This is a genomic window from Paenarthrobacter sp. YJN-5, from assembly GCF_015040095.1.
Taxonomy (GTDB): domain Bacteria; phylum Actinomycetota; class Actinomycetes; order Actinomycetales; family Micrococcaceae; genus Arthrobacter; species Arthrobacter ureafaciens.
In genome coordinates this window covers 2,298,198-2,314,838 of the sequence record NZ_CP053544.1, presented here as the reverse complement: position 1 = coordinate 2,314,838, position 16,641 = coordinate 2,298,198, and the positions used below count along the sequence as shown (strand labels likewise).

Below are 16,641 nucleotides of genomic sequence, written 5' to 3'. Positions count from 1 at the left end.
TAGCCGCGCACGCCGCGCCACGGCAGGGGAGAGGACAACAAGTATGCGAGGAATTATCCTGGCCGGTGGAACAGGTTCACGGCTTCACCCCATAACGCTCGGAATCAGCAAACAATTGGTTCCCGTCTTTGATAAGCCGATGATTTATTACCCTTTATGCACCCTCATGTTGGCCGGCATCCGGGACATTCTGGTGATCACCACTCCCACGGACGCCGACCAATTCCAGAAGCTGCTGGGCGACGGTTCCCAGTTCGGCATCTCGCTCAGCTACGCGCAGCAGCCGACGCCTGATGGCCTGGCCCAGGCTTTCGTCCTTGGCGAAGATCACATTGCCGGAGGCAAAGTGGCGCTGGTCCTCGGCGACAACATCTTCAACGGCCCCGGCATGGGCGCCCAACTGCGCCACTACAGCGACGTCGACGGCGGAGCAGTCTTTGGTTATTGGGTCAAGGACCCCAGCGCCTACGGCGTTGTGGAGTTCGACGACGATGGCCTCGCCATTTCCATCGAGGAGAAACCAGCCGAGCCTAAGAGCAATTACGCAGTTCCGGGCCTGTACTTTTACGACAACGACGTCGTTGCCATGGCAAAAGAGCTGCAACCGTCCGCGCGGGGTGAATTGGAAATTACCGATATCAACCGCCAATACATGAAGCTGGGAAAACTACATGTGCAGAAATTCCCCCGCGGCACGGCATGGCTGGATACAGGAACCTTCAGTGACCTAAACGACGCGTCGAACTACGTCCGCACCACCGAGAACAGGCAGGGCCTGAAGATCGGCGCACCCGAGGAAGTGGCGTGGAGGATGGGCTACCTCGACGACGACGGTCTTCGCCAGCAAGCAGCGAAGCTCGCCAAAAGCGGCTACGGGAGCTACCTGCTGGACATCCTGGACCGTCGCTAGGAAACGTCTTCCAAAGCCCGGGATATCTCGGCAGGCAGGACGGCGAGCTGAGCGTCCAGAAGCTCCTTGAGGTGGACCGCGTTCCGGGGTCCAACAATTGCCGTGGAGACCCCCGGACGGGACAGCAGCCAGCTCAATGACACATCCAAGGGTGAGCGCCCCAGTCCGCGGGCCGCCATGGCAACAGCTTCCACCACCCGTGATCCCCGCGGCTCCAGGTACGGTTCAACGTAGGCTGTGAGGCGCCCTTGCGCGGCCCGGGAATCGGCTGGAATCTGGCCGCGGTACTTTCCGCTGAGGACGCCGCGACCCAGAGGTGCCCAGGCCATGAGCCCAAGGCCGGCGTCTTCGATCGCGGGAATCAGCTCTTCTTCGGGCTTGCGCTGGAGGAGGGAGTACTCGGACTGGTTGGCCACCAGCGTGAAGCCGGCCACCGCTGCGGCCTTTGCTGTCTGCCACCCGTTGTAATTGGAGATACCTACGTAACGGGCACGGCCCGTCCGTTGCGCCAGTTCCAACGCGGACAGCGTTTCGTCGAGCGGCACGTTCGGATCCCACTCGTGCGCAAACCAGATGTCGATGTAATCGGTACCGAGCCTGGCAAGGCTCGCGTCGAGGGCAGCCAGCATGGCCCCCCGGGAGGCATTGATGCTGCGCCTGGAGTCGGACAGGGATACCCCTGCCTTGGTGGAAATCACCACCTCGGATCGCGCAACAACTACGCCGAGCATGGAACCAAGCAACGCTTCGGCCTGCCCCTGCGCATAGGAAGCAGCCGTGTCGATCGTTGTGCCGCCGGCATCCACAAAAGCATGAAGCAGTTCGGAGGCATCCTGCTCATCAGTTTCCTGTGCCCAGGACATCGTTCCGAGGGACAATGACGACACCCGGAACCCACTGTTTCCGACATAACGCTGCTGCATGCTGATAGCTTACGGGGAGTTCCCATACTTCATGACGTAGGGTCTATTCACGTGAACTGGATAGAAGCAGCCTTGCTGGGCCTGGTGCAGGGCCTCACCGAATTCCTCCCGATCTCCTCGAGCGCCCACCTGCGCATTGTCGGCTCGTTCCTGCCGAATGCCGCCGACCCCGGAGCTGCCTTTACGGCCATCACGCAGCTGGGCACGGAGACAGCGGTGATCGTGTACTTCTGGCGGGACATCGTCAGGATCATTGGAGCCTGGTTCGGCTCACTGACCGGGAAAGTAGCCAGGAACAATCCCGATGCCCGCATGGGCTGGCTGGTCATTCTCGGCAGCCTTCCCATCATTGTCCTCGGCCTCCTCTTCCAGGACCAGATCGAGTCGGTGTTCCGCAGCATGTGGATTGTGGCCACCATGCTGATCGTCTTTGGCATGATCCTCGCCGTGGCCGACGCGATCGGCCGCCAGGAACGCGACCTCACCCAACTGACGTACAAGCACGGCATCCTGTACGGATTTGCCCAGGCCATGGCCCTGATCCCGGGAGTATCCCGCTCCGGCGGCACCATTACTGCCGGCCTGCTCATGGGCTACACCCGTGAGGCAGCCGCCCGCTATTCCTTTTTGCTGGCCATTCCGGCAGTCTTCGGCAGCGGGCTCTACCAGCTGTACAAGACCGTTTCCAATGACGGCATCGCCGGGCCCTACGGACTTGGCGAGACTGCCTTGGCCACCGTCATCGCGTTCGTGGTGGGTTACGTCATCATCGGATGGTTCCTCAAGTTCGTTTCCACGCGAAGCTACCGGCTGTTCGTCTGGTACCGGATCCTGCTGGGCCTGGCCCTGTATGTCCTGCTCGGTTTCGGTGTGATCAGCGCCTAGCACTAAGGTTGAGTCGTGAAATCGTGGATCTCCCGCCCTGTTCCCGGGCTGCCCGGCAGCCTTCCGCCCCTGCGCCTGTTCGACACCGCTTTGGGCCGCGTCGTTGACATTGCGCCGCAGCCGGAACAGTCCATGTATGTGTGCGGCATTACGCCGTACGACGCCACGCACATGGGGCACGCTGCGAGCTACGTAGCTTTTGATCTCCTCAACCGGGCATGGCGGGATGCCGGATCCAAGGTTTCCTACGTCCAGAACGTGACGGACATCGACGATCCCCTTTTGGAGCGCGCCAACACCACCCACGTGGACTGGCGTGAACTGGCAGCCAGCCAGATCGAGCTGTTCCACACGGACATGGATGCGCTCAATGTCCTGGCTCCGGATCACTACATCGGCGCCGTCGAGGCCATCCCGGACATCGTTCCCGCCATCGAGAAACTCATTGCCGACGGAGTCGCCTACCGCGTCCACGGAACCGACGGGGAGCCCGACGGCGATGTCTACTATGACGTCGAGGCGGCAGGAAAGCACTCCTCGGCGACGGACGCCTGGACACTGGGCGCTGTTTCCGGCCTCGGCGAGGCCGAGATGATGGAACTCTTCGCCGAACGCGGCGGGGATCCTGCCCGGCCCGGTAAGAGGCAGGCCCTGGACCCGCTCCTGTGGCGTGTTGCCAGGGAGGGCGAACCGAGCTGGCCCGGAGCAAGCCTGGGCGACGGGCGCCCCGGGTGGCACATCGAATGTACCGTGATCGCACAGAAGTATTTGCCTGCCCCGTTCACGGTTCAGGGCGGTGGCTCTGACCTCGTCTTCCCCCACCACGAGATGGGGGCGGGACATGCTTACTCACTGGCCGGAGTTCCTTTGGCCCACCACTACGCCCATGCCGGCATGGTGGGGCTTGACGGCGAGAAGATGAGCAAATCCAAGGGCAACCTGGTGCTGGTCTCAAAGCTGCGGGCCGCGGGGGAGGAGCCGGCTGCCATCAGGCTGGCCATCCTGGCCCACCACTACCGCTCCGACTGGTCCTGGACCGATGACGGCTTCGCGGCGGCGAAGGACCGGCTGGCCACGTGGCGCAAAGCTGTAACCCGGGCGGCTGCCGGTTCGGCCGCGCCGCTCATCGCCGCCATGCGCACCGAGCTGGCGGAGGACCTCAACGCCCCCGGCGCCCTCGCCGCCGTCGACCGTTGGGCGGCAGAATCGCTCCGCAGCGAAACCGGCAGTGCCGCATCTTCGGCCGATGGCGCCTTGGTGAGCGATGCCGTTAACGCCTTGCTCGGCGTCGAACTCTAGGCCTCTGCTGAAACGAACGGCCCCGGCGTCCACCAGACGCCGGGGCCGTTCGTTCGTGCAGCTACGGCGTCAGGGCCGGTCCTTGCCCCGCCGCTTGAGGTAGCGCTCAAATTCCCTGGCAATCGACTCGCCGGAGGCTTCCGGGAGGTCTGCTGTGTCCTTTGCTTCCTCAAGCTGCCGGACATAGGCCGCGATTTCCGGGTCTTCGGTTGCGAGCTCGTCTACGCCCCGTTCCCAGGCCTCCGATTCCTCGGCCAGCGCCTGGCTGTCCACCGGAACCTGGAGCAGGTCCTCGATCTTGTGAAGGATGGCCAGCTGCGCCTTAGGGGACGGCGGCTGGGCGACGTAGTGCGGAACTGCTGCCCACAAAGAAACGGTCGGCAGCCCGGCGAGCATGGCAAACTCCGCCAGGACTCCAACGATCCCTACCGGGCCTTCGTACTGCGATGCCTCCAGATTCAGGCGTTCGCGCAGTGAGTCGTCCTCGGTCGTAGTGCTCACGGGGATGGGCCGGCTGTGGGGCACATCGGCCAGGAGGGCGCCCACCAGGATTACTGCATCCACATTGAGGGCTTCGGCGTGGACCAGCAGCTCGGTGGTGTAGGCCCGCCAACGGTAGGACGGTTCCGTGCCGAGGACAAAAACCACGTCCACGTTGCTGTCCGGGACCGCCGCCTTATAGATACGGGTGGACGGCCATTTCACCTTCCGCGCACCCGATGATGTGCGGCGAACGGTGGGGCGGGTGAACTGGAAATCGTAATACTCCTCGGCATCTACGGTTCCAACCTTCTTGCCGTCCCACAATTTGTTCAGGTAGTGCAAAGCATCACTGGCAGCTTCTCCGGCGTCATTCCAGCCTTCGAACGCAGCGATCATTACAGTGACGCGCTGGCCCTCCGCAGGTTCCTTGAGGAAGCGCTCAACCTCAGCAGCACCATCGTGTCCATCCGGGTTCCCGTCCACACTGTTCATCCACTCACCCTACGTCCAAGACCCTCGCCGATGCATGGCATTTACGCGGGCGCGTGTCCCGGATTCGCGGACAGCAAAATGACCCGGCAAGGGCGGGCCCAGGTTCCACGTAGACTTGAACCCATGCATTCTTCACCCAGCCAGCCCTCCCTGAAAGCCGTGCTCTGGGATATGGATGGCACGCTCGTGGATACGGAGCCCTACTGGATTTCCGCGGAACGGGCGCTGGTTGAAGCGCATGGCGGAACCTGGTCCCACCAGCAGGCCATGCAGCTCGTGGGCCAATCCCTCCTCCATTCCGCAGGGATCCTGCAGGCGGCAGGCGTGCGCATGGAAGCCCGCCACATCATCGACACGTTGAGCAGCGAGGTCATCGCCCAGGTCCGGAACCAAGTGCCGTGGCGTCCCGGCGCCCGGGAGTTGCTGGATGACCTGCACGGCGCCGGAGTCCGGTGCGCGCTCGTCACCATGTCTGAAGGACCCTTGGCGTCAGTAGTGGTTGAGAGCCTGGCCAAGCCCTACTTCGAGTTCCTGGTCACGGGAGACACCGTCACCAACGGCAAACCCCATCCGGAGGCCTACCTCACGGCCGTCGATCGACTCCGGCTCGACGATCCTTCCCTGGGGATCGAGCACTGCGTGGCGCTGGAAGACTCTGTTCCCGGCGCCACCGCGGCCATGGCTTCGGGCGTCATCACCGTGGGAGTTCCGCACCAGGTCCCGTTGCCAGATGATGCCCGCATGATTCTGTGGGAAACGCTGAGCGGACGGACGTCAGCCGATCTGGCGCAATTGGTGACCGACCGTCATCTTCAGTCCGCCCCGACCCCCGCCGGAAACACGCTCGAAGGGGCCTATAAGTGAGCAGTCCCTCCGCGCCCCATCACCACGCTGCCCCCAAGAAGGACGGCATCCCCCTGGGGAAAATTGCCGGGATCCCCGTTTACCTTGCCTACTCCTGGTTCCTGATCGCGGCTTTCACGGTGATCGTCTACGGACCTGCCGTCCTGATCCAGTTTCCAGGCTTGGGCATCGGCGCCTACTTCGTGGCGTTCGGATATGCCCTGCTTCTGGCCGTTTCGGTACTGGTCCATGAACTTGCCCACGCACTGAGCGCAAAAGCCTTCAAGTGGCCCACCGACAGGATCGTGCTCAACCTCTGGGGCGGGCACACGCAGTTCCAGAACTTCACCTCATCTCCCGGCCGTGCCGTGGTGGTGGCCATGGCGGGCCCGGCCTCGAACTTCATCCTGGCCGGGGCACTGGCGCCTTTTGTCTTTGGCGGGGTTTTTGAGGGGGTCATCGAGATGCTGGCAAACATCCTCATGTGGGCCAACTTCCTGATAGGCATCTTCAACGTCCTTCCCGGCACCCCCCTGGACGGCGGCAGGCTGGTGGAGTCCGCCGTCTGGAAGGCCACCGGAAGCCAGGAGAAAGGCGCAATCGCCGCAGGATGGTCCGGTCGCGCCATTGCCGTGGCACTGTTCATCTGGTTCATCGCGCTGCCGTTCTTCAGCGGTTCGCGGCTGGATCTGAACCTGACGCTGATCACGGTCCTCGTTTGCGGATTCCTCTGGGTAGGCGCTTCCAGCTCCATCCAGCACGGTAAACTCCGCAGCCGCCTCTACCTCGTCAGTGCCGCCGGCCTGGCCGATCCCGCCGTCGGAATTCCGAACACCGCCACAGTCGCCGATGCCTTGGCCTTGGCCCCCGGCGGAACTCCCGCCGTCGTCATTTGCGGCCCGGACGGCAAGCCCCAGGGCGTCCTCAATCCCGGAGCCGCAGCCGCGGTGCCACCCCAGGTCCTTTCGACGACGCCGGTCACCGCCGTTGCACACCCGCTGGCCGCCGGTGCGTACGTCCCTGAGTGGTCCAAGGGCCAGGAGCTCATCCAGTACCTGGCCAAGCTCGACGGCGGTGAGTACGCGGTGGTGGACCACAACGGATATGTCACCGGCCTGCTCCGGCAAGAAGCAGTAGTGACGGCTATAACAGGTAAGGAAGCCCGCCGGAGCGGGCGCGCCTGACACTCTTGCCGGTAGAGTTACCTGCCGGCCCGCAATAAGAACAAACAGATTTTTAGCGTCCATGGGCAGCAAGCCATTGCAGTCCAGCCGCACAGGAGCGAGGAAAACCAGATGAGCAGCGAAACCGCCGCCACGGAGACAAGCGCAGCCACGGGCGCTGCCCAGCCAACCGGGGCAGCCCGCCGTCGGGGACCTTTCCGGGTGGGGGAACGCGTCCAGCTCACTGATGAGCGTGGACGCATGAACACCATCACCCTGGAAGTCGGCGGCGCCTTCCACACCCACCGCGGGTTCCTGAACCACGACGAGATCATCGGCAAGGTTGATGGTTCCGTTGTCAGCAACAACATCGGCCAGCAGTACCAGACCCTGCGTCCGCTGCTTTCGGACTTCGTCCTGTCCATGCCCCGCGGCGCTGCAGTGGTCTACCCGAAAGACGCCGGCCAGATCGTCACCATGGCCGATATCTTCCCCGGCGCCCGGGTAGTGGAAGCCGGTGTCGGCTCCGGCGCGCTGTCCATCTCGCTGCTTCGGGCAATCGGCGACGGCGGCTACCTCCACTCGTTCGAACGACGCGAGGAATTCGCGGACATCGCGCGCGGAAACGTGGAGACCATCTTCGGCGGACCGCACCCTGCCTGGCAGATCTCCCTCGGGGATTTCCAGGAGGAAGTGGTCAAGGCCGAGGCACCCGGTTCCGTCGACCGCGTGGTGCTGGACATGCTCGCGCCCTGGGAATGCCTCGACGCGGTCGCCACGGTCCTTGCCCCGGGCGGGGTGTGGATCAACTACGTTGCCACCGTCACCCAGCTTTCGCGCACTGCCGAAGCCATCAGGGCCGATGGCCGTTTCACTGAACCGGATGCGTGGGAATCCATGGTCCGCGGCTGGCACCTCGAAGGCCTGGCTGTCCGACCGGACCACCGCATGGTTGCCCACACGGGGTTCCTTCTGGTGACCCGCCGCCTGGCCGACGGCGTGACCGGAATTTCGGTCAAGCGCCGCCCGTCCAAGACGGAATTCAGCGAAGAGGACCTCAACGCGTGGACACCGGGTGCCGTGGGGGAGCGCTCGGTCTCCGACAAGAAGCTTCGTCGGGCCGCAAGGGACGCCATCGCCGGAACCAACGTCCAGGATGATCCACCGGTCACAAACTGACAAAGGTCACAATAGGGTCCGCATTCCGGATGTCACACAGCCCCCTGAGCTTTTCGGGACTATGGTCTTGTTAAGCGCAGGAAGGGGCTGATGAATCGTGGATACGTCGAACAACGACATTGGACGGCCGACGCCGGAAGAAGCGAATGCCGCAGCGGAAGAGGCTGCCCGCCAAAGGCGGGGCGCCATCCAACCGCCGGACCCTTCCAGTGAATTGACTGTGGCTGAGCGGCAGATCAACATCCTGAGGGACAAACTCCGCCACATCGACCGCCAGCTCGCAGCCGCCACCCAGAACAACAGCAAACTGGTCAACATGCTGGAAACAGCCAAGGCTGAGATCCTCCGGCTGAAGGGTGCCCTCGAGCAGGAAGGCCAACCGCCGTACAGCTTCGGCACCGTTGTCCAGATCAATCCCCGCCGCCAGCCGACGGCAGGAAATTCCGGCCAGGCAGCCACCGAAGAGTCAGTGGACATCTTTAACGCCGGCCGGAAGATGCGGGTTGGCATCAGCCCGTTGGTTAACGTCAACCAGCTCGCAGTCGGGCAGGAAGTCCTCCTCAACGAGGCACTCCTGGTTGTTGCGGCGCTCGGCTATGAACGCGCCGGCGAACTGGTAACGCTCAAGGAGCTTCTGGGCAAGGACCGTGCCCTGGTGGTCGGCCGCGCTGACGAGGAACGCGTTGTCCGTCTCTCGGGTGCCCTCCAAAACGTCCACCTGAAGGTGGGCGACGCGCTGTCGCTGGATTCACGGACCGGCTACGCCTTGGAAAAGGTGCCCCGCGCCGAGGTTGAAAACCTCGTGCTGGAGGAAGTCCCGGACATCACCTACCAGGACATCGGCGGCCTCGGTCCGCAGATCGAACAAATCCGCGACGCCGTTGAACTGCCGTTCCTGCATCCCGATCTCTACCGGGAGCACGGCCTCAAGGCACCCAAGGGAATCCTCCTTTACGGTCCTCCGGGTTGCGGCAAGACGCTCATCGCCAAGGCCGTGGCCAATTCCCTGGCTGCCCGGGCTGCTGAGCGGGCAGGCAACACCGACCTCAAGAGCTACTTCCTGAACATCAAGGGGCCGGAGCTCCTGGACAAGTACGTCGGCGAGACCGAGCGGCACATCCGCCTGATCTTCGCCCGGGCCCGCGAGAAAGCTTCGGACGGCAGCCCCGTCGTGGTGTTCTTCGACGAGATGGATTCGCTGTTCCGCACCCGCGGCACCGGTGTCTCTTCCGACGTCGAGACCACCATCGTCCCGCAGCTGCTCAGCGAGATCGACGGCGTGGAACGGCTCGACAACGTCATCGTGATCGGTGCTTCAAACCGCGAGGACATGATCGACCCCGCCATCCTGCGGCCGGGCCGCCTGGACGTGAAGGTAAAGATCCAGCGGCCCGACGCTGAGGCGGCGGCGGATATCTTCGGCAAGTACATCACCACCGACCTGCCGTTCCATGCCCAGGACCTCGCCGAGTACGGCGGAGATATCCAGGCCACGGTGGATGCGATGATCCAGCGGACCGTGGAGGCGATGTACTCCACGGAGAAGTCGAACGAATACCTCGAGGTCACCTATGCCAACGGTGATACGGAGATGCTGTATTTCAAGGACTTCAATTCCGGGGCAGTCGTGCAAAACGTGGTTGACCGCGCCAAGAAGTACGCCATCAAGGACCTCCTCACCAACCACCAAAAGGGCCTGCGGATCGACCACCTGCTCAAGGCGGTAGTGGATGAGTTCCGCGAACACGAGGACATGCCCAACACCACCAATCCGGACGACTGGGCCCGGATCTCGGGCAAGAAGGGTGAACGCATCACGTACATCCGCACCATCGTCCAGGGCAAGGCCGGCCAGGAACCCGGCAAGTCAATTGAAACTACGGCGAATACGGGCCAATACCTGTGACCTCACGAGACGACAACCTGCCCCAGGAGAAGCTGCCTGCAGGCGGGGCAATGCGCGTCATGGGTTCGGAGACGGAGTATGGGATCCATGCTCCGTCTGCGCCCGGCGCCAACGCCACCATGATGTCTGCCCGGATTATCCAGGCGTACGCGACCGTCACGCGGCAGCGTGCTGCCGGGGGAGCGGAGACGCGCTGGGATTACACCGACGAGGAACCCCTCCACGACGCCCGGGGCTGGACCTTGGAACGTTCGGCCGCGGATCCGAGCCAGCTCACCGACCAGCCGCCGGTGCTCGACGCCGAGGCCGTCGCCTTGGCGTACGGGCGCCAGGAACTGGAGCTTGACGGAGCGGACGAGTCCGGCTCCCTCCTAATGAACATGGTGCTCGGCAACGGCGCCAGGCTGTACGTAGACCACGCCCACCCCGAGTACTCCAGCCCCGAAGTCACCAACCCGCGCGATGCCGTGACCTGGGACGCAGCAGGGGACCTGGTTGCCTTGGCCACGGTGCGCAAGGTTGCCGCAGATACCAACCTGCCGCCGATTAACCTCTACAAGAACAACACAGACAACAAGGCCGTGTCCTATGGCTCGCACGAGAACTACCTCATGCCGCGATCGGTTCCGTTTGGGGACATCATCCGCGGGCTGACTCCGTTCTTCATCTCGCGGCAAGTGGTCTGCGGGGCGGGCCGCGTGGGCCTGGGGCAGGATAGCTCCACCCCCGGCTACCAGATCAGCCAAAGGGCGGACTTCTTCGAGGCTGAGGTGGGCCTTGAGACGACCATCCGCAGGCCGATCATCAACACCCGGGACGAACCGCACGCCACGGCGGACAAGTACCGCCGCCTCCACGTCATCATCGGCGACGCCAACCTCAGCCAGCTGTCGAACTTCCTTAAGTTCGGCACCACTGCCATGGTGCTGAGCCTCATCGAGGCCGGCCAGGCGCCCAGGATCGAGGTCCACGAGCCGGTTCACGCCCTGCAGGCGATCAGCCACGACACGAGCCTCACCGCCACCGTACGGCTCATGGACGGCCGTCACATGACAGCCCTGGACCTGCAGTGGATGTACTTCGAGGCGGCGGCGAAGCTCGCCCAGGAAACCGGCGTCGCGGACGCCGTCAGCGGTGACGGCCACACCCATGAGGTGCTGGAGCGCTGGGAGTCCACGCTCACGGCGCTGGGCACGGACCCGGCCTCGGCAACGTCCGTGGAATGGGTGGCCAAGAAGTCGCTCCTGGAGGGCTACCGCAGCCGCGACGGTCTGGAGTGGGATGACGCCCGGCTGGGCCTCGTGGACCTGCAGTGGTCAGATATCCGGCCGGAGAAAGGCCTCTATTACCGGCTGCTTTCCAGGAACCGCATGCTGCGGATAGTCGACGACGCCGATGTCACCAGGGCGGTCAGCGAACCGCCGGTGGACACCCGTGCGTACTTCCGCGGCAAATGCGTTTCCAGCTTTGGCAAGGACGTCGTGGGAGCCAGCTGGGACTCGGTTATTTTCGATGTCCCGGGACTGGGGAAACTGCAGCGCGTGCCCACCAGGGAGCCATTGCGCGGTACGCAGGCGCTCACGGAACCACTGTTCCGGAAGCACCAGGAAGCCGGCCCGTTCCTTGCCGAGTTGCTTGGCCGGAAACCTGCGGCGCCCCGAGACTAACCAACAGCAGTCACCTGCGGAAACAGCCCGGCCGAAGCCGGGCGGAGCAGCCCATCGCGTGGCAATATGGCAGTAGGAAGTCCGCATCCCGTGGACGGACAGTAGGGAGAAAGAAATGGCAGGTCAGGAGCAGCAGCAACCCCAGGCGCGGGAAACTGAGACTGAAGTCGACGTCCCGGAGGCACCTCCCGCCGCTCCTGAGGCCCAGGCCTCGGAAGCAACACAAGGCGTGGACGATCTCCTCGACGAAATCGATGGCGTCCTGGAATCCAACGCCGAGGAATTCGTGAGGGCTTTCGTCCAAAAGGGCGGCCAGTAACGAACCACCACAGGATGTACTGCCCGGCCGGCGCGAGGCCGCCGGGCATCGGAATGCGAGTCGAAGGAGTGCAGCAATGCAGGACCCATCAATCGGCCCCCTGGCCAAGCAGGCAACGTCTTCATTCACAGAGCATCTCCAACGCTCGCGTCCCGAACTCCTTCCGTTCAACCAAACACTTCCCGCCGGCGCAGCTCCGGCTGCACCGCACGCCACCACCATTGTGGCCATGACCTATGCCGGCGGCGTGCTGATGGCCGGCGACCGGCGGGCCACCATGGGCAATGTCATCGCGAGCCGGCACATTGAGAAGGTCTTTCCCGCAGACCAGTACTCCGTGCTGGGCATAGCCGGCACCGCAGGCCTCGCGATCGATATCACCCGGCTGTTCCAAGTCGAGCTGGAGCATTACGAGAAGATCGAAGGCACGCTCCTCAGCCTGGTGGGCAAAGCCAACCGATTGGGGGCCATGATCCGGGGCAACCTGCCCATGGCGATGCAGGGGATGGCCGTCATACCGCTCTTTGCCGGATTCGACCACGGATCCGCCACCGGCAGGCTCTTCTCCTACGACCTGACGGGTGGCCGGTATGAAGAGTACGAGCACCACTCGGTCGGCTCGGGGTCCATTTTTGCCCGGGGTGCCCTGAAAAAGCTGTGGCGGCCGAACCTTAGCGAGGACGAAGCCGTGGCTGTCGCCGTCGAATCCCTCTACGACGCCGCCGACGACGACTCCGCAACCGGGGGACCGGACCCCGTCAGGCAGCTGTGGCCGGTGGTGTACGCCGTGAACCGCGCCGGTCACAGGAGGATTCCGGAACGGGAACTCGCTGCGATTTCGGCGGCCATTGTCGAATCACGCGCTATCGCCGGACGGGAGGCCTGAGATGACACAGCAGTTCTATGTCTCACCAGAGCAGCTGATGAAGGACCGCGCGGACTTTGCGCGGAAGGGCATCGCCCGCGGCCGCTCGGTCATCGTCATCAGCTGCGCGGACGGGATCGCCTTGGTGGCTGAGAACCCCTCTCCTTCGCTGCATAAAATCGGCGAGATTTACGACAAAATAGCGTTCGCTGCCGTTGGGAAGTACAACGAATTCGAGAGCCTGCGGCAGGCAGGGGTCCGCTACGCCGACGTGCGCGGCTATTCCTACGACCGCGAGGACGTCACCGCCCGGGGCCTGGCCAGCGTCTACGCCCAGAGCCTCGGCGCCGTCTTCACTGCCGAACAGAAACCCTTCGAGGTGGAACTGGCTGTGGCAGAGGTTGGCCCCCGGCAGGAGCTGGACCACTTGTACAGGCTCACCTTCGACGGCTCGATTGCCGACGAAAACGGCTTTGTGGTGATGGGCGGTGTCGCGGACCAGATTTCGGATGTCGTCAAGGACACCTGGGATGCCGGCCTGGACTTTCCAGGCGCGCTGCGACTGGCCCTGCGGGCCCTCGCCGCGGACAAGGACGTGGATGCCCTGCCACCGACGGCCGTCGAGGCCGCCGTCCTGGAGCGCGCATCCGAAAGCAGCCGCGGAACACGCCGGGCTTTCCGACGCCTGCTCCCCGAGGATCTTGCCCAGTTGCTCGTTGAGGAGGCCTGAAATGGACAAGCGGATATTCGGCATCGAAACTGAGTTCGGAATCTCATATTCGAGCCCTGATTCCAGGCCCTTGGCGCCGGAAGAGGTAGCAAGGTACCTCTTCCGCAAAGTAGTCAGCTGGGGCAGGTCTTCCAACGTCTTCCTGACCAACGGTTCACGGCTGTACCTGGACGTCGGCTCGCATCCCGAATACGCCACAGCCGAGTGCGACGATCTTGCTCAGTTGATTGCCCATGACCGCGCCGGGGAACTCATCCTGGACGACCTCGTGGACGAGGCCCAGGCGCGCCTGGCCGCCGAAGGTTTCAACGGAACCGTGTACCTGTTCAAGAACAACACGGACTCGGCAGGAAACTCCTACGGCAGCCACGAGAACTACCTCATACCGCGGCGCGGTGAGTTCTCCCGGTTGGCCGAGATCCTGATTCCCTTTCTGGTGACGCGGCAACTGATCGCCGGCGCGGGCAAAGTGCTTAAGACCCCGCACGGGGCCACCTTCGCCTTCTCCCAGCGGGCGGACCACATTTGGGAAGGCGTCTCCTCGGCCACCACAAGGTCCCGCCCCATCATCAATACCCGTGATGAGCCTCACGCGGACGCCGAGTTCTACCGCCGTCTGCACGTCATCGTGGGCGATTCGAACATGTCGGAGACGTCCGCACTGCTCAAAGTGGGCACAGTGGACCTGATCCTCCGCATGATTGAGGCGGGCGTCATCATGCGCGACATGCGCATGGAAAACCCCATCCGGAGCATCCGCGAAATTTCCCATGACCTCAGCGGCAGGGCGCTGGTCCGCCTGGCCAACGGCAGGCAGCTCTCAGCACTGGACATCCAGAGGGAGTACCTGGCCAAGGTCACAGAGTTTGTTGCAGCCAACGGGGCCCACAATCCACACGTGCCGTTGATCATCGATCTTTGGACGAGGACGCTCGACGCGATCGAGAGCGGGAACAGCAGCAGCATCGACACCGAAGTTGACTGGGCCATCAAGAAGAAACTCATGGAAGGCTATATGAAGCGCCATGACATTGGCCTGGATTCGCCGAGGATTGCCCAACTCGACCTCACCTACCACGACATCTCGCGGCAGCGGGGCCTGTTCTTCCTCCTCCAGTCACGGGGAGCGGCACGGCGCTTGGTCACGGAGACCGAGGTCAAGGATGCCGTGGACGCTCCGCCGCAGTCGACGCGGGCCAAGTTGCGGGGAGACTTTGTCCGGCGGGCGCAGGAACTGGGCCGCGACTACACCGTGGACTGGGTCCATCTCAAGCTCAATGACCGGGCGCACCAGACCATTCTCTGCAAGGATCCGTTCCGCAGCGTGGATGAGAGGGTCGACGCCCTCCTTGACTCTATGAGCTGACTCCCAGCTTCGGCGGTTACTCTGGATGTTGGTCTCTTTCCAAGAGGCACCTGATTGGATGCGGCACGGCAATGTCCGTTGCTCGAATATCCGTCCGCTGCTCCAATATCCATTGTCCCGACGAAAGTGTCTTTTTGTGCGACGACTCCTAGCCATACTCCTTCCTGTCCTGCTGCTGCTGACCGCGTGCGGAGGCGGGGATGCCCCCGAATCAGAGCCCACGAGCAAGTCCACGGGAGACATCTCCAAACTGTCCTCCCTGAAGGTAACCGACAACGGTGACGACAAGGCCCCGGGGCTTGATTTCACCAAGCCCCTGGCTGTCTCCGAACCCACCGTGAAGGTTGTGGACGAAGGCGACGGGGAAACGATCAAGGCCGGCCAGACCGCCGAACTGGCGTACATCGCCGTCGACGGTACCGATGGCAAGACCATTGAGGATACTTACCCTTCCGGCCCCCAGCCGATCGAGCTGGGCGAGGACCTGAAGGCAGGCAACGAGGCCATCTACAACGCTATTGTCGGTGCCAAGGTCGGCTCGCACGTTGCATTCGCGGCTCCCGGCAACGCCTCCGCCAGCGGACAAACGGGCACCCAGATCGTCGTGTTCAAACTGCTTGGTGCCAAGGAGACCCCCAAGGCCCTTGAGAAGCCTGAAGGCGAAACCGTGACCCCGCCCGCAGGCCTGCCCACGGTCAAGGAGAACGAGCAGGGCATTCCGGAAATCTCCGTGGCGGGCGTCGCCGCTCCCAAGGAACTCGTCTCGCAGGACCTGATCAAGGGCAATGGCCCCGTGGTGAAGGAAAGCGACACCCTGACCGTCAACTACGTGGGTGTCACCTTGAAGGACGGCACCAAGTTCGATTCCAGCTATGATCGCGGCAAGCCCACCAGCTTCCCGTTGACGGGCGTCATCAAGGGTTGGACGCAGGGCCTCGCCGGCAAGACCGTTGGCTCCCGGGTCCTCCTCGTCATCCCGCAGGATCTTGCTTATGGCGCCGAAGGCCAAGGCGAGGCCAAGGGCGACCTCGTTTTCGTCGTCGACATCCTGGGCGTCAAGTAACAGCCACTGAAGAGCCTGCCGGGCACTTCACCGGACACCTGGCTTAGGCTTGAACCTGACACCCCACACATTCAGAGGAGCAACCATGTCATTTGGACAGCGCGATTACGACCGCACCAAGCCGGAGATTGAGTTCCCGGAAGGCGATGTACCCACCGAGCTGCGCATCACCGACCTCATTGAGGGCACCGGCGCCGAGGCGAAGGCCGGCGACACCGTGTCTACCCACTACGTAGGCGTTGCTTGGTCGACGGGCGAAGAATTCGACGCTTCCTGGGGCCGCGGCGCTCCGCTGGACTTCCGCGTTGGCGTGGGCCAGGTTATCCAGGGCTGGGACCAGGGCCTGCTCGGCATGAAGGTCGGCGGCCGCCGCCGTTTGGAGATTCCCTCCGAGCTGGCTTACGGCTCCCGCGGCGCCGGTGGAGCCATCAAGCCCAACGAGGCCCTCATCTTTGTTGTTGACCTCGTAGCAGTCCGCTAGGCGCTGCTTCCTCCTAGGGCGCGTCACCTCCGGCTCAACCGGCGGTGACGCGCCCTTGCGGTTTTAA

16 protein-coding genes are annotated in these 16,641 nt (G+C 63.5%); 14 read left to right on the top strand and 2 right to left on the bottom strand.

Going from position 1 to position 16,641, the window contains the following annotated elements:
* Positions 1-43 precede the first annotated feature (43 nt).
* On the top strand, positions 44-910 hold the full coding sequence (gene rfbA, locus HMI59_RS11025) for a glucose-1-phosphate thymidylyltransferase RfbA (RefSeq protein WP_193591339.1): 867 nt from the start codon (positions 44-46) through the stop codon (positions 908-910).
* Here rfbA and HMI59_RS11020 read toward each other — a convergent pair.
* Positions 907-1,833, bottom strand: a complete 927-nt coding sequence (locus tag HMI59_RS11020) for an aldo/keto reductase (RefSeq protein ID WP_021470482.1) — start codon at positions 1,831-1,833, stop codon at positions 907-909. The two genes, rfbA and HMI59_RS11020, sit on opposite strands and share 4 nt — an antisense overlap.
* 51 nt (positions 1,834-1,884) lie before the next feature.
* On the opposite strand from HMI59_RS11020, the gene HMI59_RS11015 reads away from it, so the two are divergent.
* Both HMI59_RS11015 and mshC read left to right on the top strand, forming a co-directional pair.
* Positions 1,885-2,718 (top strand): undecaprenyl-diphosphate phosphatase, encoded by an 834-nt coding sequence (locus HMI59_RS11015; RefSeq protein WP_193591338.1) that lies wholly within the window; start codon positions 1,885-1,887, stop codon positions 2,716-2,718.
* 15 nt (positions 2,719-2,733) lie between these two features.
* On the top strand, positions 2,734-4,017 hold the full coding sequence (gene mshC, locus HMI59_RS11010) for a cysteine--1-D-myo-inosityl 2-amino-2-deoxy-alpha-D-glucopyranoside ligase (RefSeq protein WP_193591337.1): 1,284 nt from the start codon (positions 2,734-2,736) through the stop codon (positions 4,015-4,017).
* 69 nt (positions 4,018-4,086) lie between these two features.
* Here the strand turns inward: mshC and HMI59_RS11005 are convergent, their stop codons facing one another.
* Positions 4,087-4,992, bottom strand: a complete 906-nt coding sequence (locus tag HMI59_RS11005; RefSeq protein WP_193591336.1) for a PAC2 family protein — start codon at positions 4,990-4,992, stop codon at positions 4,087-4,089.
* A 123-nt stretch (positions 4,993-5,115) separates the two neighbouring features.
* Between HMI59_RS11005 and HMI59_RS11000 the strand changes: the two genes are divergently transcribed.
* From HMI59_RS11000 to HMI59_RS10950, 11 genes are all read left to right on the top strand, one after another.
* Positions 5,116-5,856, top strand: a complete 741-nt coding sequence (locus HMI59_RS11000) for an HAD family phosphatase (protein WP_193591335.1) — start codon at positions 5,116-5,118, stop codon at positions 5,854-5,856.
* Positions 5,853-7,019 carry a site-2 protease family protein gene (locus HMI59_RS10995; protein WP_193591334.1) on the top strand — a complete coding sequence of 389 codons (1,167 nt, stop codon included), beginning with the start codon at positions 5,853-5,855 and terminating at the stop codon, positions 7,017-7,019. The genes HMI59_RS11000 and HMI59_RS10995 overlap by 4 nt, the downstream gene beginning before the upstream one ends.
* Positions 7,020-7,130: 111 nt before the next feature.
* Positions 7,131-8,177, top strand: a complete 1,047-nt coding sequence (locus tag HMI59_RS10990; protein ID WP_021470488.1) for a tRNA (adenine-N1)-methyltransferase — start codon at positions 7,131-7,133, stop codon at positions 8,175-8,177.
* A gap of 97 nt (positions 8,178-8,274) precedes the next feature.
* On the top strand, positions 8,275-10,083 hold the full coding sequence (gene arc, locus HMI59_RS10985) for a proteasome ATPase (protein ID WP_166184329.1): 1,809 nt from the start codon (positions 8,275-8,277) through the stop codon (positions 10,081-10,083).
* Between the two features lie 50 nt (positions 10,084-10,133).
* Positions 10,134-11,750, top strand: coding sequence for a depupylase/deamidase Dop (dop, locus tag HMI59_RS10980; protein WP_193593735.1), 1,617 nt, complete (start codon positions 10,134-10,136; stop codon positions 11,748-11,750).
* Positions 11,751-11,865: 115 nt separating this feature from the next.
* Positions 11,866-12,069, top strand: coding sequence for a ubiquitin-like protein Pup (locus tag HMI59_RS10975; protein ID WP_062096884.1), 204 nt, complete (start codon positions 11,866-11,868; stop codon positions 12,067-12,069).
* Between the two features lie 76 nt (positions 12,070-12,145).
* On the top strand, positions 12,146-12,955 hold the full coding sequence (gene prcB / locus HMI59_RS10970) for a proteasome subunit beta (protein WP_193591333.1): 810 nt from the start codon (positions 12,146-12,148) through the stop codon (positions 12,953-12,955).
* Position 12,956: 1 nt separating this feature from the next.
* Positions 12,957-13,664, top strand: coding sequence for a proteasome subunit alpha (gene prcA, locus HMI59_RS10965; RefSeq protein WP_021470493.1), 708 nt, complete (start codon positions 12,957-12,959; stop codon positions 13,662-13,664).
* 1 nt (position 13,665) lies between these two features.
* A complete protein-coding gene (pafA, locus tag HMI59_RS10960; protein ID WP_021470494.1) occupies positions 13,666-15,030 on the top strand; it encodes a Pup--protein ligase in 1,365 nt (454 codons plus the stop codon).
* 136 nt (positions 15,031-15,166) lie between these two features.
* The gene (locus HMI59_RS10955) at positions 15,167-16,093 is read left to right on the top strand and encodes an FKBP-type peptidyl-prolyl cis-trans isomerase (RefSeq protein ID WP_193591332.1); all 927 of its coding nucleotides are present in this window, start codon (positions 15,167-15,169) and stop codon (positions 16,091-16,093) included.
* An 85-nt stretch (positions 16,094-16,178) separates the two neighbouring features.
* On the top strand, positions 16,179-16,574 hold the full coding sequence (locus tag HMI59_RS10950) for an FKBP-type peptidyl-prolyl cis-trans isomerase (RefSeq protein ID WP_021470496.1): 396 nt from the start codon (positions 16,179-16,181) through the stop codon (positions 16,572-16,574).
* Positions 16,575-16,641 lie beyond the last annotated feature (67 nt).